General features: G+C 67.1%; 17 protein-coding genes and 1 tRNA gene. 7 read left to right on the top strand and 11 right to left on the bottom strand.

The features are described from left to right. Positions 1-10: 10 nt before the first annotated feature. From infB to QTI17_RS06530, 8 genes are all read right to left on the bottom strand, one after another. Positions 11-2926, bottom strand: coding sequence for a translation initiation factor IF-2 (infB, locus tag QTI17_RS06565; protein ID WP_286529046.1), 2916 nt, complete (start codon positions 2924-2926; stop codon positions 11-13). A 24-nt stretch (positions 2927-2950) separates the two neighbouring features. Further along, positions 2951-4435 (bottom strand): transcription termination factor NusA, encoded by a 1485-nt coding sequence (gene nusA, locus QTI17_RS06560; protein ID WP_286531828.1) that lies wholly within the window; start codon positions 4433-4435, stop codon positions 2951-2953. Between the two features lie 17 nt (positions 4436-4452). Beyond that, a complete protein-coding gene (gene rimP, locus QTI17_RS06555) occupies positions 4453-5064 on the bottom strand; it encodes a ribosome maturation factor RimP (protein ID WP_286531827.1) in 612 nt (203 codons plus the stop codon). 170 nt (positions 5065-5234) lie between these two features. Then, a complete protein-coding gene (locus tag QTI17_RS06550; protein WP_286531826.1) occupies positions 5235-6434 on the bottom strand; it encodes a YbfB/YjiJ family MFS transporter in 1200 nt (399 codons plus the stop codon). A gap of 71 nt (positions 6435-6505) precedes the next feature. Continuing rightward, the gene (locus QTI17_RS06545) at positions 6506-8122 is read right to left on the bottom strand and encodes an ABC transporter ATP-binding protein (RefSeq protein ID WP_286531825.1); all 1617 of its coding nucleotides are present in this window, start codon (positions 8120-8122) and stop codon (positions 6506-6508) included. After that, on the bottom strand, positions 8119-9159 hold the full coding sequence (locus QTI17_RS06540) for an ABC transporter permease (RefSeq protein WP_286529057.1): 1041 nt from the start codon (positions 9157-9159) through the stop codon (positions 8119-8121). Before QTI17_RS06540 ends, QTI17_RS06545 begins: the two co-directional genes overlap by 4 nt. Then, a complete protein-coding gene (locus tag QTI17_RS06535; protein ID WP_286531824.1) occupies positions 9152-10186 on the bottom strand; it encodes a microcin C ABC transporter permease YejB in 1035 nt (344 codons plus the stop codon). The genes QTI17_RS06540 and QTI17_RS06535 overlap by 8 nt, the downstream gene beginning before the upstream one ends. Positions 10187-10193: 7 nt before the next feature. After that, the gene (locus tag QTI17_RS06530; RefSeq protein ID WP_286531823.1) at positions 10194-11990 is read right to left on the bottom strand and encodes an extracellular solute-binding protein; all 1797 of its coding nucleotides are present in this window, start codon (positions 11988-11990) and stop codon (positions 10194-10196) included. Positions 11991-12027: 37 nt separating this feature from the next. Here QTI17_RS06530 and fabI point away from each other — a divergent pair, with 37 nt between their 5' ends. The 5 genes from fabI to QTI17_RS06505 all read left to right on the top strand — a co-directional run bounded on the left by fabI (position 12028) and on the right by QTI17_RS06505 (position 15892). Continuing rightward, positions 12028-12813, top strand: a complete 786-nt coding sequence (gene fabI / locus QTI17_RS06525; RefSeq protein ID WP_286531822.1) for an enoyl-ACP reductase FabI — start codon at positions 12028-12030, stop codon at positions 12811-12813. Positions 12814-12839: 26 nt separating this feature from the next. Then, positions 12840-13682, top strand: a complete 843-nt coding sequence (locus tag QTI17_RS06520) for a DNA ligase (RefSeq protein WP_286531821.1) — start codon at positions 12840-12842, stop codon at positions 13680-13682. 93 nt (positions 13683-13775) lie between these two features. Beyond that, entirely contained in the window at positions 13776-14468 is a 693-nt protein-coding gene (locus tag QTI17_RS06515; RefSeq protein ID WP_286531820.1) for a phosphonate utilization associated transcriptional regulator, read from the top strand. A gap of 9 nt (positions 14469-14477) precedes the next feature. Then, entirely contained in the window at positions 14478-15026 is a 549-nt protein-coding gene (locus tag QTI17_RS06510) for a phosphonate degradation HD-domain oxygenase (RefSeq protein ID WP_286531819.1), read from the top strand. After that, positions 15023-15892: an EamA family transporter gene (locus QTI17_RS06505; protein WP_286531818.1), complete on the top strand. Its 870-nt coding sequence runs from the start codon at positions 15023-15025 to the stop codon at positions 15890-15892. The genes QTI17_RS06510 and QTI17_RS06505 overlap by 4 nt, the downstream gene beginning before the upstream one ends. Here the strand turns inward: QTI17_RS06505 and QTI17_RS06500 are convergent. Further along, positions 15855-18185: an arginine/lysine/ornithine decarboxylase gene (locus tag QTI17_RS06500; protein WP_286531817.1), complete on the bottom strand. Its 2331-nt coding sequence runs from the start codon at positions 18183-18185 to the stop codon at positions 15855-15857. The genes QTI17_RS06505 and QTI17_RS06500 overlap by 38 nt on opposite strands. A 164-nt stretch (positions 18186-18349) precedes the next feature. On the opposite strand from QTI17_RS06500, the gene QTI17_RS06495 reads away from it, so the two are divergent. Beyond that, positions 18350-18440, top strand: a tRNA-Ser gene (locus QTI17_RS06495). A 203-nt stretch (positions 18441-18643) separates the two neighbouring features. Further along, positions 18644-19018: a response regulator gene (locus QTI17_RS06490; RefSeq protein ID WP_286531816.1), complete on the top strand. Its 375-nt coding sequence runs from the start codon at positions 18644-18646 to the stop codon at positions 19016-19018. A gap of 56 nt (positions 19019-19074) precedes the next feature. On the opposite strand, the gene QTI17_RS06485 is transcribed toward QTI17_RS06490, so the two are convergent. Both QTI17_RS06485 and QTI17_RS06480 read right to left on the bottom strand, forming a co-directional pair. Continuing rightward, positions 19075-20280, bottom strand: a complete 1206-nt coding sequence (locus tag QTI17_RS06485; RefSeq protein WP_286531815.1) for a branched-chain amino acid ABC transporter substrate-binding protein — start codon at positions 20278-20280, stop codon at positions 19075-19077. A gap of 126 nt (positions 20281-20406) precedes the next feature. Then, positions 20407-20826 carry an RAD23 family protein gene (locus QTI17_RS06480; RefSeq protein ID WP_286531814.1) on the bottom strand — a complete coding sequence of 140 codons (420 nt, stop codon included), beginning with the start codon at positions 20824-20826 and terminating at the stop codon, positions 20407-20409. Positions 20827-20857 lie beyond the last annotated feature (31 nt).

The raw sequence follows: 20857 nt of genomic DNA, 5'->3' as shown, positions 1-20857 counted from the left end.
CTTCGGTCGCTTACAGCGTCCGGGCGATTTCCTTGATCTCGAAGAACTCCAGCTGATCACCTTCTTTGATGTCGTTGTAGTTCTTGAGCTTGATACCGCACTCGAAGCCTTCGCGGACTTCGCGGACGTCGTCCTTGAGGCGCTTGATCGAGTCGACTTCGCCGGTATAGATCACCACGTTGTCGCGCAGCAGGCGGAAATGCGCGCTGCGGTTGACCGAGCCGGCGGTGACCATACAACCCGCGACCGTACCGATCTTGGAGGCCACGAACACGGTGCGGATCTCGGCCGAGCCGATGATCTCTTCGCGCCGCTCGGGAGCCAGCATGCCGGACATGGCGACCTTGATGTCGTCCACAGCGTCGTAGATGATGCTGTAGTAGTGCAGTTGCACGCCGTTGCTCTCGGCCAGCTTGCGCGCACCGGCATCGGCCCGCACGTTGAAGCCGATCACGATGGCCTTCGAGGCGATCGCGAGGTTGATGTCGCTTTCGCTGATGCCGCCGACCCCGGCGTACACCATCTGCACCTTGACTTCCTCGGTCGCCAGCTTGAGCAGCGACTGCGCCAGTGCTTCCTGCGAGCCCTGGACGTCGGCCTTGATGATGATCCGCAGCGTCTGGACTTCGCCGGCCGAGAGGTCGGTGAACATGTTCTGCAGGTTCGCCGCCTGGGCCTTCGCCAACTTGGTGTTGCGGAACTTGCCGGCACGGTAGGTGGCGATCTCGCGCGCCCGGCGCTCGTCGGCCATCACCATGAACTCGTCGCCCGCTTGCGGCACTTCGGTCAGGCCCTGGATCTCGACCGGGATCGACGGACCCGCGGACTTGATGGTCTTGCCGTCCTCGTCGATCATGGCGCGCACGCGGCCATAGGTCGAGCCGGCCAGCACCACGTCGCCGGTCTTGAGCGTGCCGGACTGGACCAGCACGGTCGCCACCGGGCCACGGCCCTTGTCGAGCTGGGCTTCGATGACCAGGCCCTTGGCGGCGGCATCGACCGGCGCCTTGAGTTCCAGCACTTCGGCCTGCAGCAGCACTTGTTCGAGCAGGTCGTCGACGCCCTGCCCCGTCTTGGCCGAGACCGGCACGAACGGGACGTCGCCGCCGTACTCTTCGGGCACGACTTCTTCAGCCACCAGTTCCTGCTTGACGCGGTCGAGGTTGGCATCAGGCTTGTCGATCTTGTTGATCGCGACCACGATCGGCACACCCGCCGCCTTCGCGTGCTTGATGGCTTCCTTGGTCTGCGGCATGACGCCGTCGTCGGCCGCCACCACCAGGATCACGATGTCGGTGGCCTGCGCACCGCGGGCCCGCATGGCGGTGAACGCCTCGTGGCCCGGGGTGTCCAGGAAGGACACCATGCCGCGAGCGGTCTGGACGTGGTACGCCCCGATGTGCTGCGTGATGCCGCCGGCTTCGCCCGCAGCGACCTTGGCGCGGCGGATGTAGTCCAGCAGCGAGGTCTTGCCGTGGTCGACGTGGCCCATGACGGTCACGACCGGTGCGCGCGGCAAGGCTTCGGCCTGCGTTGCCGAGACGTCGTCGTCGGTGAAGGCTTCCGGATCGTCCAGCGCGGCGACCACGGCCGTGTGGCCCATGTCTTCCACGATGATCATCGCGGTGTCCTGGTCGAGCGACTGGTTGATGGTCGCCATCTGGCCGAGCTTCATCAGTTGCTTGATGACTTCCGACGCCTTGACAGCCATCTTGTGCGCGAGCTCCGCCACCGTGATGGTCTCGGGCACGTGCACTTCGAGCACGCGCGCCTCGACCGGTGCCGCCGGCATGCGCTCCTCGTGGCCGCCACGGTCGTTGCCACGACGCCCACGCGGGCCTCCGCGCCAGTTGCCGCGGCCGACGCCCCCGCTGGCATCGCCGCGGGTCTTGATTTCCTTCTTCTTGGCCGTGTCGCCAGCCCAGCTCGACGAGAGCTTGGCCGACTTGACTTCCTTGCCGGCGCCGGGGGCGGCCGCGGCGCCAGGCGCAGCGGGCGCACCGGGGCGCGCCGGCGGTGCGGTCGGCTTGTGCAGCGTGCCCTTGACCGCCGCCTTTTCGGGCGCGGGCTTCTCGGGCGCCTTGTGCGGCACCAGCACGCGGGCCGGCGCGTTCATCATGGCGCGGATGGCTTCGGCTTCGGCCAGCGCCTTGCGGCGGCGTTCGTCGAGGTCCTTGGCGCGGGCGGCTTCCTCGTCGGCACGGGCCTTCGATTCGGCGGCGGCCTTGGCCTTGGCATCGTCCTTGGCTTGCGCCGCGGCGGCTTCGGCGGCGACCTTACGGTCGGTCACGGCCGGGGCTTCCTCGGGCGCTTCGGGCGCGCCTTCGGTCACCGGGGTCGCGGCTTCGGCGGCCTTCTTGCGGGCGGCCTTGGCCTCCTTCTCGGCCTGCTCGGCCTGCTCGGCGCGCTCGGCCTTCTCGCGTTCGCGGGCTTCGGCTTCTTCGCGCAGGCGGCGCTTCTCGACCAGTTCTTCTTCCTGGCGGCGGATCAGTTCGGCCTGGCGACGTGCGTCCTCCTCGCGGCGGGCGAGTTCGGCCTCGTCGATCTGGGGCGCGGCGGGCGCGGCGGCGACCGGTGCCTCGGCCTCGGCCGCGGCGGTTGCCTCGGACACGGCGGGATGACCTTCATCGCGCTGGATGAAGGTGCGCTTCTTGCGCACCTCGACCTGGATGGTGCGGGCGCGGCCGGTGGCGTCGGCCTGCTTGATCTCGCTGGTCGACTTCTTGGTCAGCGTGATCTTCTTGCGCTCGGGCTCGACCGTGCCGTGGCTGGCCTTCAGGAAGCCGAGAAGGCGCTGCTTGTCGGCCTCGCTCAGCGCATCGGTGACGGCCTGCTTGGGCACGCCTGCGCTCTTGAGCTGGTCAAGCAAGGTTTCGGGAGTCTTCTTGAGTTCGTTCGCGAACTCGGCGACAGTGGTACTGGACATATTGGTTTCGTGCCTCCATGACCGTCACTCTTGGCCGGCGAACCAATGTTCGCGGGCTTTCAAGATCAGGTTCTTGGCCTCATCGGCGCTCTGGCCGGTGATTTCGGTGAGTTCATCGACCGCGAGGTCGGCCAGGTCGTCACGGGTATGCACACCCGCCTCGGCCAATTTGGGAATCAGGGCCGGGTCGAGGCCGGCGAGGTCGCGCAGATCCTGCGAAACGCTCTCGACGTCCTCTTCACGGGCGATCTCCGCCGTCAACAACGCATCCTTGGCGCGCGAACGCAGCTCGTTGATGGTATCTTCGTCGAAGCTCTCGATCTCGAGCAGCTCGGAGATCGGCACGTAGGCCACTTCCTCGAGGCTGGTGAAGCCTTCGGAGATCAGGATGTCGGCGATTTCCTCGTCGACGTCGAGCTTCTCCATGAACAGCTTGCGGCTGGCATCGGTTTCGGTCGCCTGCTTCTGGGCCGACTCGTTGGCGTCCATGATGTTGATCTTCCAGCCGGTCAGGTCGGAGGCGAGCCTCACGTTCTGGCCGCCACGGCCGATCGCGATCGCGAGGTTTTCCTCGTCGACCACCACGTCCATTGCATGCTTTTCTTCGTCGACCACGATCGACGACACATTGGCCGGCGCCAGGGCGCCGATCACGAACTGGGCCGGGTCCTCGCTCCACAGCACGATGTCGACACGCTCGCCGGCGAGCTCGTTGGTGACCGCGTTGACCCGGGTGCCGCGCACGCCGACGCAGGTGCCGATCGGATCGACCCGCTTGTCGTGCGAGAGCACCGCGATCTTGGCGCGCGAACCGGGGTCGCGGGCGCAGCTCTTGATTTCGAGCAGGCCCTGTTCGATCTCGGGCACTTCCTGGCGGAACAGCTCGATCATGAACTCGGGCGCCGAGCGCGACAGGATGATCGGCGCCCCGCGCAGCGTGAGATCGACCTCCATGATCATGGCCCGCACGCGGTCGCCGTTGCGCAGGTTTTCCTTGGCGATCATCTCGCTGCGGCGCAGCCGGCCTTCGACCCGGCCCGCTTCCACGATGATGTCGCCCTTGTCCAGGCGCTTGACGGTGCCGGTGAAGATCCTCTCGCCGCGCGACATGAAGTCGTTGAGCAGCATCTCGCGCTCGGCGTCGCGGATCTTTTGCAGGATCACCTGCTTGGCGGCCATGGCGCCGATGCGGCCGATCGGCACCGAGTCCACCGCTTCTTCGATGTATTCGTCGACCTCGATGTCGGGCATCTCTTCCTTGGCTTCGAACAGCAGGATTTCCTGGTCGGGCAGCTGCAGGCCGGCTTCGTCCGGAACGACATGCCAGCGGCGGAAGGTCTCGTAGTCGCCGCTGTCGCGGTCGACGGCGACGCGAATGTCCACGTCGCCCTGGTAGAGCTTCTTGGTGGCTTGCGCCAGGGCGGATTCGACCGCGCCGAAGACGACGTCGCGCTCGACGTTCTTCTCGCGCGAGATCGCATCCACCAACATCAACATTTCGCGATTCATGCCACCACTCTCCTCATTCAGTCCGACACCGCGGTGCCGGGTTTTGGCCTGCGCCCATTGAAATCCACTATCGGGGCGAGCCGCGCTTCGCGCAACTCGTCCAAAGCAAAACCGAGCGCCTGCAGGGGGGCAGGCACGCGCTTCTTGCTGATCTTCTGGCCGGGCTTCGCCGCCGGCTCCTCGCTCCAGACGATCTGCCATCCGGGCGTACCGTCTGCGGCTGCGACACGCTCCAGCGTGCCGCGAAATTTCTTGCGGTTGGCGGACACCTGACCCGCCGCCGCCGCGCCCATCGGGGCTTTCAGCGTGATGTCGATCACCTCGCCGGCAAAGCGCTCGAAATCCTGTTCGTTGCGCAAAGGCCGATCGATGCCCGGCGATGACACCTCGAGCCGCTTGTACTCGGCGCCGTCGACCTCGAGCGCGAACTGCAGCTGGCGCGTGACCTTTTCGCAATCCTCGACCGTGATGAAGGGCTCGGGCGCCCCGGCGGCGGCAGCTTCAGAGTTGGGGCCGGTCCAGGGCAAATCAATCGTGACGCGCAGCAGTCCTCCGGCCGAGCGCTCGATCTCGACCAGGTCGTAGCCGAGACCGGCCACGGTTTGTTCCACTGTCTGCTGCAATGCCACGTGTCTTTGTTCGCCTTTGAGTTCACACGATGCCGCCGGGTTTCCCACTCGCCCTGGGGCGCCGGCCGCATCGAAAATGCTTCGACCAATAAAAAACGGGCGGTTGGTACCCGCCCGTTTGGTCGTGAGCCTCGAATTATATGCCAAATGCGTTACAGAAACAGGGGTTTCTACGGCTTTTGGAGCGCTTTGGCCCTTGCCGAGCGCCACCAAACCATTGCAAAAAGCAACGCTCCCGCCGTCAGGACCGCCGCGGCGACCCACAGTGGCACCGCGAACGATCCCGTGCGCTGCGCCAGCGGCGCCGCAAACAAGGGGCCGAGGATCTGGCCGACGCCATAGGAGGCGGTCGCGTAGCCGATCAGGCCCGCCGATGCGTTCCCGCGCAGCCGGCGCGCATCCCGCATTGCGAAAAGGGTGATCGCGGTGAAGGGCATGCCCAGCAGCAGGCTGCCGAGGCCGAAACCCCAGATCGTCGGCCAGGCCACCGACAGCACGACGCCGACCGCCTGCAACGCATAGGCGGCCGCAAGGAGCAGCCGGTTGTCCCAGTGGGGCGGCGCCCGGGCGCCGATCAGCGCGCCAGGGACGATGGCCAGGCCGAACAGCGGCCAGAAGAAGTCCGGCCAGGGCGAACCCGGCAGCGCCTGGCGGGCGATCACCGGCAGGAAGGTCGCGGTGATGATGTAGCCGAAGCCCGCCAGCCCGTAGAGCCCGACCAGCCAGCGCGCGTCGCTGCGCGCGGCCGCCGATGCGCTGGCCGACGGCGGGGCCGCTGCGACCGCAGGAGCGCCGGCGTGGACGTGTTCGCCATCGCCGAAGATGCGCCAGATGGCCGCGATCAGCACCAGCGACAGCAATCCGAAGCCGATCCAGCCGGCCTCGGAGCCCCAGCGTCCGAGTGCGCCGCCCAGCAGGCCGGTGGCGGCGATGCCGATGCCGGGGCCGGTGTAAATCACGCCGGCGAGCGCCGGCGCGCCGGTCTCCGCCAGCCGCCGCAGGCCCCAGCCGGAGGCGAAGACGAAGGTCCAGGCACTCATCACGCCGGCCGCGGTCCGCAGCACGCCCCAGGCGCTGAAGCCCTGCAGCAGGCCCATGCCGAGCAGCAGCACGGCGGTGGCCACCAGGCCGCCGCGCACCATGTGCGCAGGCTTGGCCCGGATCGCGGCGCAGCTCAGGGCGCCCAGGAAATAGCCGAGGTAGTTGAGCGAGGCCAGCACGCCGCCGGCCTGCAGGTCGAGCTTGCCCTCGTGCAGCATGACCGGCAGCATCGGCGTGAAGGCGAAACGGCCCAGGCCCATGGCCACAGCCAGCGTGACCATGCAGGCCAGCGCCGCGCGCCAGGCGGCGCGCCTGTCGTAGGTAGACATGAAGATTTTTCTAGTCAGTTGGGGACAGCGCAAAAACTGCTGCGCAGTTTCTTGGTCTGTCCCGCAAGGTTTCAGGTTGCAGCCGCCGCCACCAGCTTCTGCGTGTACGGATGGACGGGCGCATCGAGCACCTGCCCGACCGGACCCGATTCGAGGATCGCGCCGTCCTTCATGACGATGACCTGGTGCGCCATGGCGCGGATCACCTCGACGTCGTGGGTGATCAGCAGGTAGCTCAGCCCGCGCTCGCGCTGCAAGCGCTGCAGCAGGCCCAGCACCTGCTTCTGGATCGTGACGTCGAGGGCGCTGGTCGGCTCGTCGAGCACCAGCAGCTTGGGCTCGACGATCAAGGCCCGCGCGATCGCCAGGCGCTGCCGCTGGCCGCCGGAGAATTCGTGCGGATAGCGCTCGAGCAGGGCCGGGAACTGGTCCTCGGTCAGGCCGACCTCGGCCAGCGCCGCGAGCGACCGGGCGCGCCGGGCGCGGACGTCGAGTTCGGGCGCATGCACCGTCAGGCCCTCGCCGACGATCTGCTCGACCGTCATGCGCGGCGACAGGGACGAGAACGGGTCCTGGAAGACGACCTGCATCAGGCGCCGCAGGCCACGGTCGCTGGCGCCGCCCGCGGCCCATTGCCGGCCGGCGACGTCGAGCTGCCCCTGGTGCTTCAGCAGGCCGAGCGCCGCCAGCGCCAGCGTCGACTTGCCAGAGCCGGACTCGCCGACCACGCCCAGGGTCTGGCCCGGCGCGATGCGGAAGTCAGCGCCCTGGACCGCCACGAACTCGCCCTTGGTGAACCACCCTTTGATGCCGGGCCGCGGCACCGGGTAGATCACGCGCAGCCCGCTGGCCGCGAGCACCGGCAGCGCCGCCGGATCGACCGGCACGGGTGCCACGTCGCGCGTCGGCCGGCTGTCGATCAGCCGGCGCGTGTAGGGATGCCGCGGTGCGCCGAAGACCGTCGCCACGGGGCCGTGCTCGACCAGATGGCCGTTCTCCATCACCGCCACCCGGTCGGCGAATCGCCGCACCAGGTTCAGGTCGTGGGTGATCAGCAGCACCGCCATGCCGTGCTGGCGCTGAAGATCGGCCAGCAGGTCGAGGATCTGCGCGCGCACCGTGACGTCGAGCGCGGTGGTCGGCTCGTCGGCCAGCAGCAGCCGCGGCTTGCAGGCCAGGGCCATCGCGATCATCGCGCGCTGGCGCTGGCCGCCCGAGAGCTGGTGCGGGAACGCCCTCGCCCGCCGCGCCGGTTCCGGAATGCCGGTGTCGGCGAGCAGTTGCACCGCTGCCTCGCGCGCCGCCTGCGCCGACAGGCCCTGGTGCAGTTCGAGCACCTCCGCGATCTGGTCGCCGACCGCGTAGAGCGCATTGAGCGCGGTCATGGGCTCCTGGAAGATCATCGCGATCTCCTTGCCGCGGATGCCGCGCAGCGTGCGTTCGGGCAGCGACAGCAGATCGCGCGCCGCCGCGCCCGCTTCGTCGTGCTCGAAGCGCGCCGTGCCGGAGATGTCGGCGTTCTGCACCAGCCGCAGCAGGCTCAGCGCGGTGACCGTCTTGCCCGAGCCCGACTCGCCGACCAGCGCCAGCTTCTCGCCAGGCGCGATCTCGAAGTCGATGCCGTGCACGACTTCCTTGGCGCCGAAGGCGACGCGCAGGCCCTGGACTTTCAGCAGTGCGCCGTTCATTGGTCGGCCTTCCGCGGATCGAGCGCATCGCGCAAGGCATCGCCCATGAAGGTCAGCAGCATCAAGGTGACCACCAGCACGCCGAAGGTCGACATCGAGATCCACCAGGCGTCGATGTTGGCCTTGCCCTGGCTCAGCAGCTCGCCGAGCGAAGGAGTGCCCGGCGGCACGCCGAGGCCGAGGAAGTCGAGCGAGGTCAACGCCAGGATGGCGGCGCTCATGCGAAACGGCAGGAAGGTGACGACCGGCGTCATGCTGTTGGGGAGGATGTGCTTCCACATGATCTGCAGATTGCCGACGCCGAGCGCGCGCGCGGCGCGCACGTAGTCCATTTGCCGGTTGCGCAGGAACTCGGCCCGCACGTAGTCCGACAGGCCCATCCAGCCGAACAGGCTCAGCAGGATCAGCAGCAGCGCGACGCTGGGCGCGAAGACGGCACTGAAGATGATCAGCAGGTACAGCTCGGGCATCGAGCCCCAGATCTCGATGAAGCGCTGGAAGGCCAGGTCGGTCTTGCCGGCGAAGAAGCCCTGGACCGCGCCCGTGACGATGCCCAGCACGGTGCCGATCGCCGTCAGCGCCAGCGCGAACAGCACGCTGACCCGGAAACCGTAGATCAGCTGCGCCAGCAGGTCCCGGCCACGGTCGTCGCTGCCCAGCAGGTTCTGGGCCGAAGGCGCCGCCGGATTGGGGGACTTGGCGAAGTAGTTGAGCGTCTTGGGCCCGTAGGGATTCGGCGCGTAGACCGCCCAGTTGCCGCCCGACGTGATCCGCTCGCGGATGAAGGGGTCGAGGTAGTCGGCCGGGGTCTCGAAGTCGCCGCCGAAGGTTTTTTCGGAATAGTCCCGCAGCACCGGAAAGTAGGTCTGGCCGTCGTAGCGCACCACCAGCGGCTTGTCGGTGGAGAGCAGCTCGGCGAACAGGCTCAGCACCACCAGCAGCGTGAACAGGACGAGGCTCCAGTAGCCGATGCGGTTGCGCCTGAAGCGCAGCCAGGCGCGGCGCCCGGGCGACACGGTGACGCCGCCGCTAGTCAAACTTCACCCTCGGATCCACCATCACGTAGCAGAGATCGCTGATCAGCTTGGTCAGCAGGCCGATCAATGTGAACAGATAGAGCGTGCCCAGCACCACCGGATAGTCGCGGCGGATCACGCTCTCGTAGCTCAGCAGGCCCAGGCCGTCGAGCGAGAACAAGGTCTCGATCAGCAGCGAGCCCGTGAAGAAGGCGCCGATGAAGGCCGCCGGGAAACCGGTGACGATCGGGATCAGCGCGTTGCGGAAGACGTGCTTCCACAGCACGTCGCGTTCGCTCAGCCCCTTGGCGCGCGCGGTCAGCACGTACTGCTTGCGGATCTCCTCGAGGAAGGAGTTCTTGGTCAGCATGGCCGTGACCGCGAAGCTGCCGAGCACCATCGCCGTCACCGGCAGCGCGATGTGCCAGAGGTAGTCGACGATCCGCGCGCCCCACCCCATCGATTCCCAATTCGGCGAGGTCAGGCCGCGCAGCGGGAACCACTGCAGCTGGCCGCCGAAGATCACGAGCAGCGCGACGCCGAGCACGAAGCCAGGGATCGCATAGCCGACCAACACCACCAGCGTGGTCAGGAAGTCGAATCGGGTGCCGGCCCGCACCGCCTTCGCGACGCCCAGGGGCACGGCGATCAGGTAGCTGATGAAGAAGGTCCAGAGCCCGAGGCTGATCGACACCGGCATCTTCTCCTTGACCAGGTCCCAGACCGCCTTGCGCTGGTAGAAGCTGGTGCCGAGGTCGAAGCGCGCATAGGACTTCAGCATCTGCCAGAAGCGCGCCAACGGCGGCTTGTCGAAGCCGTAGAGCTGCTTGATCTCCTCGATGCGCTGCGGATCGAGCCCTTGCCGACCACGGTAGCCCGCACCGCTCGTGGCCGCGCGCTCGCCGCCGGAATCGCGCCCCTGCAGCTGGGACACCATCTGCTCGACCGGGCCGCCCGGCACGAACTGGATCACGACGAAAGTCAGCAGCAGCACGCCGAACAGCGTGGGCACCATCAGCAGCAGGCGTTTGAGGATGTAGCTGGCCATGGCCTTCCTATTTGTTGGCGGGCGATGCCCACCAGGTGCTCATGGCCCAACCATCCGCATCGTAGTAGGGCGGAATCACGTCGGGCAGGACGAAGGGCTTCGGACGGTAGCCGATCAGGAACGCACCGCCGTAGTACTGCGGGATCGAGTAGTAGCCATGCGACAGCACTCGGTCCAGCGCCCGCATCGCGGCACTGAGCTCGGGCCGGGTCGTGGCGCTCACGACCTTCTGCACCAGCGCGTCGACGGCGGGGTCGGAAATGCCCCAGATGTTGCGCGACCCCGGCGTGGTGGCCGCCTCGGAGCCGAACAACTCGAGCAGTTCGCCGCCGGGCGCCGTGCTGCCCGGCAGCCGCACGGTCGTCATCTCGAAATCGAAGTTGTCCATGCGTTGCTGGGCGAGCGAAAAATCGACCGTCCGGAAGGTCATCTGGATGCCGAGCTTCTGCAGCGCGGTCTGGAACGGCGTCGCGACGCGGATCAGCGACGGCTGGTCGTTCAGGAACTCGATCGTGAACGGTTCGCCCTTGTCATTGCGCAAGGCGCCGTCCCGGTAGGTCCATCCGGCTTGCGCGAGCAATTCGCGTGCCTTTCGCAGGTTGTCGCGCAGGCTGCCCGGCGGCGCCGTGCTCGGCGACACCACGGCCGGGCCGAAGACTTCGGGCCGCAGCTTGTCCCGCAAGGGTTCGAGGAGCGCCAGTTCTTCGGGCGTCGGCAGGCCTTCGGCATGGAACTCGCTGTTCGGGAAATAGCCCTCGACCCGCTTGTACAGCCCATAGAACAGCTGCCGGTTGAGCCATTCGAAGTCCACCGCCAGCCCGATCGCCTGGCGCACCCGGATGTCCTTGAACTTCGGATTGCGCGCATTGAACACGTAGCCCTGGAAATCGCCAGGATTCTTGTTCTCGAAGGCGCGCTTCACGATCTCGCCCGAATCGAACTGCTTGCCCTTGTACTGCCGCGCCCAGTTGCGCGAAGTGAACTCGCGCATGTAGTCGAACTCGCCGGCCTTGAGGCCTTCGAACTTGGCGGTCTCGTCCAGGTAGATGCGGTAGGTCACGCGATCGAAATTGAAGAAGCCCTTGCGCACCGGCAGGTCGGCGCCCCAGTAGTTCGGATCGCGGGTGTAGGTGATGTCCCGTCCCATGCGCGGGTTGACCAGCTTGTAGGGGCCCGAGCCGATCGGCACGTCGGTGGTGATCTGATCGAAAGGCTTGCCGCCGCCCCAGGCCCGGCTGAACACCGGCATGCCGCCGACCACCAGCGGCAACTCGGGGTTGGGGTTCTTGAAATCGAAGCGCACGGTGCGTTCGCCGACCGCCGTGACGCCTATGACTTCGGCGTAGATCGTCTTGAACTGGGGGGCCGCCAGCTTGCCGGTGAGCGTCGTGAACGAATGGACCACGTCGGCCGCCAGCACCGGGCTGCCGTCGTTGAAGCGTGCCTTGGGGTTGATCCTGAAGGTGGCGGATTTCTTGTCGGCGGCCACCTCGACATCCTCGGCGAGCAGGCCGTAGGCCGTCGTCGGCTCCTCCGAATTGCCGGTCAGCAGGCTCTCGAACATCAGGCCGCCGATGCCGTACGGCGCCGTGCCCTTGAGCGTGAAAGGATTGAACTTGTCGAAGTTGGTCGGCCGCGTCGGCGGCACCATGCGGATCTCCCCGCCCTTGGGGGCCTGGGGATTGACGTAGTCGAAATGAGTGAAGCCAGGCGGGTACTTGATGTCGCCGAACTGGGCGTAGGCATGCGCCGCCCAGGTGGGACCGACCCACAGGGCCAACACGAAAAGAAGCCAGGCTCGCATGCGAGAATTCTGCCCAAGATTTACACGAGGTCGTCCCATGGGCTTTCTTTCCGGCAAAAAACTTCTGATCACGGGCGTTCTGAGCAACCGCTCGATCGCCTACGGCATCGCCAAGGCCTGCCACGCGCAAGGCGCCGAACTGGCCTTCAGCTACGTGGGCGAGCGCTTCAAGGACCGGATCACCGAGTTCGCGGCCGATTTCGGCTCCAAGCTGGTGTTCGACTGCGATGTCGGCGACGACGCCCAGATCGAGAAGCTGTTCGCCGACCTGGCGCAGACCTGGCCCACCTTCGACGGCTTCGTCCACAGCATCGGCTTCGCGCCGCGCGAGGCCATCGCAGGCGACTTCCTCGATGGCCTGTCGCGCGAAGGCTTCAAGATCGCGCACGACATCAGCGCCTACAGCTTCCCGGCGATGGCCAAGGCGGCCCTGCCCTATCTCAACGACAAGTCGGCCCTTCTCACGCTGACCTACCTGGGCGCCATCCGTGCGCTGCCCAACTACAACACCATGGGCCTGGCCAAGGCCTCGCTCGAGGCCTCGGTGCGCTACCTGGCCGAGTCGCTGGGCCCCAAGGGCATGCGCGTCAACGGCATCAGCGCCGGCCCGATCAAGACGCTGGCGGCCAGCGGCATCAAGGACTTCGGCAAGCTCTTGTCGGCGATCTCCAAGGTCGCGCCGATGCGCCGCAACGTGACCATCGACGAGGTCGGCAACGTGGCCGCCTTCCTGCTGAGCGACCTGGCCAGCGGCGTGACCGCCGAGATCACCTACGTCGACGGCGGCTTCAGCCAGGTCGTGGGCGGCGTGTCGGAAGGCTAGCGGCAGGTCGGGCCCGGGGACGCAGGATGGATCGACGGGCTTTCGTTCTCGCGGCGCTGGCTTTGCTGGCGCCCGCGGCAATGGCGGGCAAGGCGCCGCCGTTGATGCTGGCCGAGGTGTATCGCCGCGGCTTGCCGCTGGCGGACTACTGGGTCAGCGAGAAGTACGACGGTGTCCGCGCCTACTGGGACGGCAAGCAGCTGTGGACCCGCGGCGGCGAGCGGATCGCGGCACCGGCCTGGTTCACCGCGGCACTGCCGGCGATGCCCATGGATGGCGAGCTGTGGGCGGGTCGTGGCCGCTTCGCCCACGCGGTCTCCACCGCGCGCAGCGACAAGCCGGTCGATGCCGCCTGGCGCGAGATGCGCCTCATGGTGTTCGACCTGCCCGCGTCGCCCGGCGACTTCACGACCCGGCTCGCGGCCTTGCGCAAGCTGCTGCCGATCACCGAGGCGCCCTGGATCGTGGCGGTGCCGCAACTGCGCGCGACCACCGACGAAGACCTGCAGGCGCTGCTCGACAAGACGGTGCGCATGGGCGGCGAAGGCCTGATGCTGCACCGCGGAGGGTCGCTCTACCGCGCCGAGCGCAACACCGACCTGATCAAGGTCAAGCCCTTCGAGGACGCCGATGCGCGCGTCGTTTCCTACGTGCCGGGCCGCGGCAAGCATGCCGCGCGGATGGGCGCGATGTGGGTCGAGACCGAGGACGGCAAGCGCTTCAAGCTCGGCACCGGCTTCAGCGACGCCGAACGCGAGAAGCCACCGGCGATCGGCAGCTGGGTGAGCTACCGCTACAACGGCACCAATCCGAGCGGGCTGCCGCGCTTCGCGCGCTTCCTGCGCGAGCGCCCGGACCTGGGCGACTGAGCTCGCAACGGGCCCTCGGGGCCCGAGGTCGTGGCGCTGCTTGAGGGCTTGTTAATCGTAGACAATCTACAAAGTGTGGCCTACGATCGAAGCATGTCCCCGACGCCATCGACCCAGGCTGCCATCGCACAACTGCAGGGCAACTCGCTCGCCAACCTGGTGCAGACCGAGATCGAACGCATGATCCTGGACGGCGAGATCGGCCCCGGCGAAAAGCTCACCGAAGCCGCGCTGGCCGACCCGCTCGGGGTCTCTCGCGGTCCCGTGCGCGAGGCCTTCCGGATGCTCGAGGAAGCCGGGCTGGTGCGCACCGAGAAGAACCGCGGCGTCTTCGTGCGCGACGTACCGATCGAGGAAGCACTCGAGATCTTCGAGGTCCGCGCCGCGATGGACCTGTATGTGGGGCGCAAGCTCGCCCAGACCCTTCGTCCGACCGAGGTGCGCGAGCTGCGCCAGCTTGCCGATGCGATGGACCGCTCGGCCAAGGCCGGCAACGCACCCGACTACCATCGGATCAATCTGCAGTTCCACGATCGGCTGCTGGCCCTGGCGGGCAATGCCAAGCTGGTCGCCACCTACCGCAAATTGATCAAGGAGCTGTCGCTGTTCCGGCGCAAGAACCTCACCGACGAGGCGATGACCGTCTCTGCGCGCGAGCACCGCCAGATCGTCAAGGCGATCGCCGCCGGCGATGCCGAGGCCGCGGGCCTGGCGATGTACCAGCACGTGATGAACAGCCGCGAACGCACCCTGCGCAACCACGAGAAAAGCAAGATCCCAGCTTGAGGAAACCCTGTGGCATTGAACCTGGAAGATATCGAGACTCTCTTCGCGCGCCGTGGCGGCGAGCAGTACAGCGGCGAGCCGGTCACCCAGCGCGAGCATGCGCTGCAGACCGCGCTGCGCGCCGAACGCGACGGCGCCGACGACGAACTGGTCACGGCGGCCCTGCTGCACGACCTTGGCCACCTGCTCAACGAGCAGGGTGAATCACCAAGCCTGCGCGGCATCGACGACCTGCACCAGTACTACGCCCTGCCCTTCCTGCGCGGTGTGTTCAGCGACCGGGTGCTGACGCCGATCCAGTGGCACGTGGATGCCAAGCGCTACCTCTGCGCCACCCGCGAGCACTACTGGGCCGGCCTGTCGGCCGACTCGAAGCGCAGCCTCGAACTGCAAGGCGGCGTCTTCTCCGCCGACCAGGCCGAGCGCTTCATCGGCCAGCCCCATGCGGCCGAGGCGGTCCGGCTGCGCCTGTGGGACGACCTCGCCAAGGAAGCCGACTGCCCCACGCCGCCGCTCGCGCACTTCCTGGCGCGCGCGCAGCGCTGCATGCTCAAGTGACGCTGGGCGCCTCGATCGTCGGCGCCGTGCTGTTCGGCGCGCTGCTGCATGCGGGCTGGAACGCCCTCATCAAATCGGGCGGCGACAAGTCGCTCGACACCGCGCTGATCCACAGCCTGGGCTTCTTCATCTCCGTTCCGCTGCTGTACCACACCGGCCTGCCGGCGCCCGCCGCCTGGCCCTACATGGCGGCCTCACTGGTGATCCACCTCGGCTACTACATCGCGCTCGCCGGGGCCTACAAGCACGGCGACCTCGGGCTCACCTATCCGGTGATGCGCGGCTGCGCGCCGCTGCTGGTGGCGATGGGCAGCCTGCCCTTCATCGGCGAAGGCATCTCGGCGGCGGGCTGGGCCGGCGTGATCGTGATCTGCGTCGGCGTGGTGACCCTGGGCCTGTCGCGCTCGGCCCTGCGCGACAGCGACGAAAGGCAGCGCCGCAAGGCGCTCGGCTTCGCGCTGGCGAACGCCGCGATCATCGCGCTCTACACCGTGGTCGATGGCATCGGCGTGCGCGCCTCGGGCGACGCCCTCGCCTACGTGGCCGGCCTGTTCGTGTTCGACGGCCTGCCCTACCTGCTGATGGTCTTGTGGCGGCGCCCCGGCCGGCGGCGCGCCGCGCTGGCCTACATGGCCGGGCGCTGGAAGATCGCGCTGGTCGGCACGGCGGCGTCGCTGGGCAGCTACGGCATCGCGCTGTGGGCGATGACCCAGGCGCCGGTCGCCGTCGTCGCGGCGCTGCGCGAGACCTCGGTGCTGTTCGCCGCGGTCATCGGCACCCTCTTCCTGCGCGAGCCCTTCGGCTGGCAGCGTGCCATCGGCACCGTGGTCATCGTCGCGGGCGTGATGACTTTGCGGCTGGCTTGACGCTGGCCACCACCACCGGCGGCTCGGCCCGCACGCAGTCGGCGTAGTAGCGCTTCTTGCCGGTCGTCTCGTCGATGCGCCCGACCAGCCCGTGGATGTCGGTCTCGAAGCCCGGGCACTCGGTGTTGAACTCGCGCGCGAACTTGAGGTAGTCGACGATCTTCTTGTTGAAGACCTCGCCCGGGATCAGCAGCGGAATGCCCGGCGGGTACGGCGTGATCAGGCTGGTCGTGATGCGGCCTTCGAGGTGGTCGATCTCGACCCGCTCGGTCTTGCGGTGCGCGATGTGGGCGAAGGCATCGCTCGGCTTCATCGCCGGCGTCAGATCGCTCAGGTACATCTCGGTGGTCAGGCGCGCGACGTCGAAGCGCGCATAGAGCTCGTGGATGTGGTGGCACAGGTCGCGCAGGCCCAGGCGCTCGTACTTGGGATGCGCCTGGCAGAACTCCGGCATGATCCGCCACATCGGCTGGTTGCGCGCGTAGTCGTCCTTGAACTGCTGCAGCGCCGTCAACAGCGTGTTCCAGCGGCCCTTGGTGATGCCGATCGTGAACATGATGAAGAAGCTGTAGAGCCCGGTCTTCTCGACGATCACGCCGTGCTCGGCCAGGAACTTGGTCACGATGCTGGCCGGGATGCCGGTCTTGGCGAACTTGCCGTTGAGGTCGAGCCCCGGCGTCACGATGGTCGACTTGATCGGGTCCAGCATGTTGAAGCCGTCCGCCAGCTTGCCGAAGCCGTGCCACTTGGCGGTGCGCGACTCGCCCTTGATGATCCAGTCGTCGGCGCGGCCGATGCCTTCGTCGACCAGCTTCTCGGGGCCCCAGACCTTGAACCACCACTCGTCCTTGCCGAACTCGGCCTCGACCTTGCGCATGGCGCGGCGGAAGTCGAGCGCCTCGAGGATGCTCTCCTCGACCAGCGCGGTGCCGCCGGGCGGCTCCATCATCGCGGCGGCGACGTCGCAGCTGGCGATGATCGCGTACTGCGGGCTGGTCGACGAATGCATCAGGTAGGCCTCGTTGAACAGGTCGCGGTCGAGCGCCCGGTTCTGCGAATCCTGGACCAGCACGTGGCTGGCCTGGCTGATGCCGGCCAGGAGCTTGTGCGTCGACTGGGTCGCGAACACCAGCGAGTCCCGCGGTCGCACGCGGCGCTTGCCCATCGCGTGGTAGGCGCCGTAGAACGGGTGGAAGGCCGCGTGCGGCAGCCAGGCCTCGTCGAAGTGCAGCGTGTCGACGTAGCCGTCGAGCATGTTCTTGATGGTCTCGGTGTTGTAGATCACGCCGTCGTAGGTCGACTGCGTGAGCGTCATCACGCGCGGCTTGACCTTGTTGGCGTCGACGTGCGAGAGCAGCGGGTTGGCCGCGATCTTGGCCTTGATCGCCGCCGGCTCGAACTCGCTCTTCGGGATCGGGCCGATGATGCCGAAGTGGTTGCGCGTCGGCTTCATGAAGACCGGAATCGCGCCGGTCATGATGATCGCGTGCAGGATCGACTTGTGGCAGTTGCGGTCGACCACCACCACGTCGTCCGGCGCCACGGTGTGGTGCCAGACCATCTTGTTGCTGGTGCTGGTGCCGTTGGTGACGAAGAAGCAGTGGTCGGCGTTGAAGATCCGTGCCGCGTTGCGCTCGCTGGCGGCCACCGGGCCGGTGTGGTCGAGCAGCTGGCCGAGTTCCTCGACCGCGTTGCAGACGTCGGCGCGCAGCATGTTCTCGCCGAAGAACTGGTGAAACATCTGGCCCACCGGGCTCTTCAGGAAGGCGACGCCGCCCGAGTGGCCGGGGCAGTGCCACGAGTACGAACCGTCTTCGGCGTAGTCGATCAGCGCCTTGAAGAACGGCGGCTGCACGCCTTCCAGATAGCTCTTCGCTTCCCGGATGATGTGGCGCGCCACGAACTCCGGCGTGTCCTCGAACATGTGGATGAAGCCATGCAGCTCGCGCAGGATGTCGTTCGGGATGTGGCGCGAGGTCTTCGTCTCGCCGTAGATGTAGATCGGCACGTCGGCGTTCTTGCGCCGCACTTCGCCGATGAAGCTGCGCAGGCTCAGCACTGCCGGGTCGAGGTCCGGGCCGACCGTGAACTCCTCGTCGTCGATCGACAGGATGAAGGCACTGGCGCGGCTTTGCTGCTGCGCGAACTGGCTGAGGTCGCCGTAGCTGGTGACGCCCAACACCTCGAAGCCTTCGCTCTCGAAGGCCTGCGCCAGGGCGCGAATACCCAGGCCCGACGTGTTCTCGGAGCGGAAGTCCTCGTCGATGATGACGATGGGAAAGCGGAATTTCATGGGGCAGGGCTCCGGACTGGCAAATAGGCGCGAAGTGTACGGAATTCAGATGAAGGATCCGGTCAGCCGGCCGGAGAAGTTGACGACCGGACGTGCGCGCCCGTGTCCGGCGCCCCCGTCAGCGGCCGAAATCGCCCCTCTGTCACTGCTACAATCTGAGGCTCGGAGCGGTGGATGAGCGGTTTAAGTCGCACGCCTGGAAAGCGTGTGAGGGTTAATAGCCCTCCGCGGGTTCGAATCCCGCCTGCTCCGCCAGAAAAATCGTCTCCGGCAGCTTCCAACTGCCCTTCACATCGAAATGGACACGTCCTGAAAGCCCCGCATGTCGGGGCTTTTTTGTGCCTGGCGCCCGCGCCAGCGACCCCGTCCGCTTTCTCCTACGCCATCGCAAGCCCTGTGGCCATGGCCGCGGGGCCCCGGACGGCTAGGCTTGCAGATTGGCACTCGCAAGACCCGGCATGTCGCAACTCACCTACCTCGTCGAAGACAACCGGACCATCCGAGACAACCTGATTCCGGCGCTCGAAGATCTGGCCGGCGCGCGCGTGCTCGGCATGGCCGAGACCGAAACCGACGCCGCCGCCTGGCTCGCGGCCCATGCCGACGAGTGGCAGCTCCTGATCGTGGACCTGTTCCTCAAGGAAGGCTCCGGCCTGGGCGTGCTCAAGGCATGCCTCGACCGGCGGGCCGCACAGCGCGCGGTGGTGCTGAGCAACTTCGTCAGCTCGGACATCCGTGCCCGCTGCATGGCGCTCGGTGCCGACGCGGTGTTCGACAAGTCCAGGGATCTCGAGGCCTTCTTCGAGTACTGCACCCAATCGGCTGCCGCCTGATCGCGTCCAAGAAAAAAGGGGCCCGAAGGCCCCTTTTCGTTGCGAGCGCGAAGCGCTCAGCGCACCACTGCGATCTGCGTGCGCGCACCGTTCTTGTAGGTGTAGAGCGTCAGCGCGCCGTTCTTGATGTCGCCCTTTTCGTCGAAGGCGATCGGGCCGGTCAGGCCGTTGTACTGGACCTTGCCGACTTCGGGCAGGTACTTCTCGGGATCGGCCGAGCCGGCCTTGGCCATCGCCGCTGCGAGCACCTGCACGGCGTCGTAGACGTACGGTGCATAGATCTGCACATCGACGCCGTTCTTTTCCTTGAACTTGGTCTTCCAGGCTTCCAGCGGCGCCTTGAAGTCGCCGTCCACGCCGCCGGCTTCGGCACAGACCACCATGTCTTCGCCGATCGCGTCGCCGGCCAGCTTGGCCAGTTCGCCGGTGCACAGGCCGTCGCCGCCCATGAACTTGACGTTCATGCCGAGTTGCTTGACCTGCTTGAGCATCGGGCCGCCGACGGCGTCCATGCCGCCGAAGAACAGGATGTCGGGCTGGGCGCCCTTCAGCTTGGTCAGGATGGCGTTGAAGTCGGTCGACTTGTCGGTCGTGAACTCGTGGCCGACGATGGTGCCGCCGGCGGCCTTGGCGGCCTTCTCGAATTCTTCGGCGACGCCCTGGCCGTAGGCCGTGCGGTCGTCGATCACGGCGATGTTCTTGCCCTTCAGCGTCTCGACGGCGTACTTGCCGAGCGTGCCGCCCAGCTGCGTGTCGTCAGCCACCACGCGGAACGTGGTCTTGAAGCCCTGGCGGGTGTACTTGGGGTTGGTCGCCGACGGCGAGATCTGCGGAATGCCAGCGTCGCTGTAGAGCTTGGATGCCGGGATGGTGGTGCCGGAATTCAGGTGGCCGACGACGCCGTTGACCTTGCTGTCGACCAGCTTCTGGGCCACGGCCGTGCCTTGCTTCGGATCGGCTGCGTCGTCTTCGGCGAGCAGTTCGAACTTGGCGACCTTGTCGCCGATCTTGATGCCCTTGGCGTTGAGGTCCTCGATCGCCATGCGCGCGCCGAATTCGTTGTCCTTGCCGAGGTGGGCGATGGCGCCGCTGGTGGGAGCGACGTGGCCGATCTTGACGACCAGCGCATCGGCCGGGGGTGCGGCGGGAGCGGGAGCGGCTGCGGTCGGTGCAGGCGCCGCGGGTGCCGCGGCTTCTTCCTTCTTGCCACAGGCCACGAGCGCGAGAGCGGCCAGGGCGACAGCAGTCCATTTCAATTGCATGGGAAACCTCCAGAACATTGATGAAGTGAGAGTTGAAAACCGGTCTTTGGATCCGGGCACAACCCTTGAGCAAGTATCGCGCCGCGGATGCGCAGCGCCCCCGCGCTTTTCGACCCGGCGCGCAGTTTAGCCCAAGGTTTCGCGTCCGAATGCTGGCGTAGACCCGGGGTTGTCCGAAAGCTCGCGGGCCAGCGCTTCGCTCACCAAAGCACGCAAAACGGCCTCGATTTCACGGCGCAGACCGGGGATCATCGTGTCGAGGTGCTGCTGAACGGCAGCTGACACGGCATCGCTCACGCGCTCCTCGAGCGACAGGTCGACGCGCTGCAGCACGCGGTGCAGCAATTGCTCTTCGAGGCGGAAGGCTTCGGCCTCCGACAGCTTGGCTTCGGGGCTCAGCGCGACGGCCTGCGAGGGCTCGGTCACGGTCGCCTGCGCGGCGACGGATGCGGTCGGCGACTCGGCGGCTGCATCCGGCGGCGCCGGCTCGAGCACCGTCGTCAAGGTGGGCACGAAACGCGGCGGCGTACGGGGCGCACCGGTCACAGGGCAACCTCCGTGCTTCGCACTGCGGTGC

Source organism: Variovorax sp. J31P179, assembly GCF_030316985.1.
Taxonomy (GTDB): Bacteria; Pseudomonadota; Gammaproteobacteria; order Burkholderiales; family Burkholderiaceae_C; genus Variovorax; species Variovorax ginsengisoli_B.
This window is presented reverse-complemented; position numbering and strand designations above follow the sequence as displayed.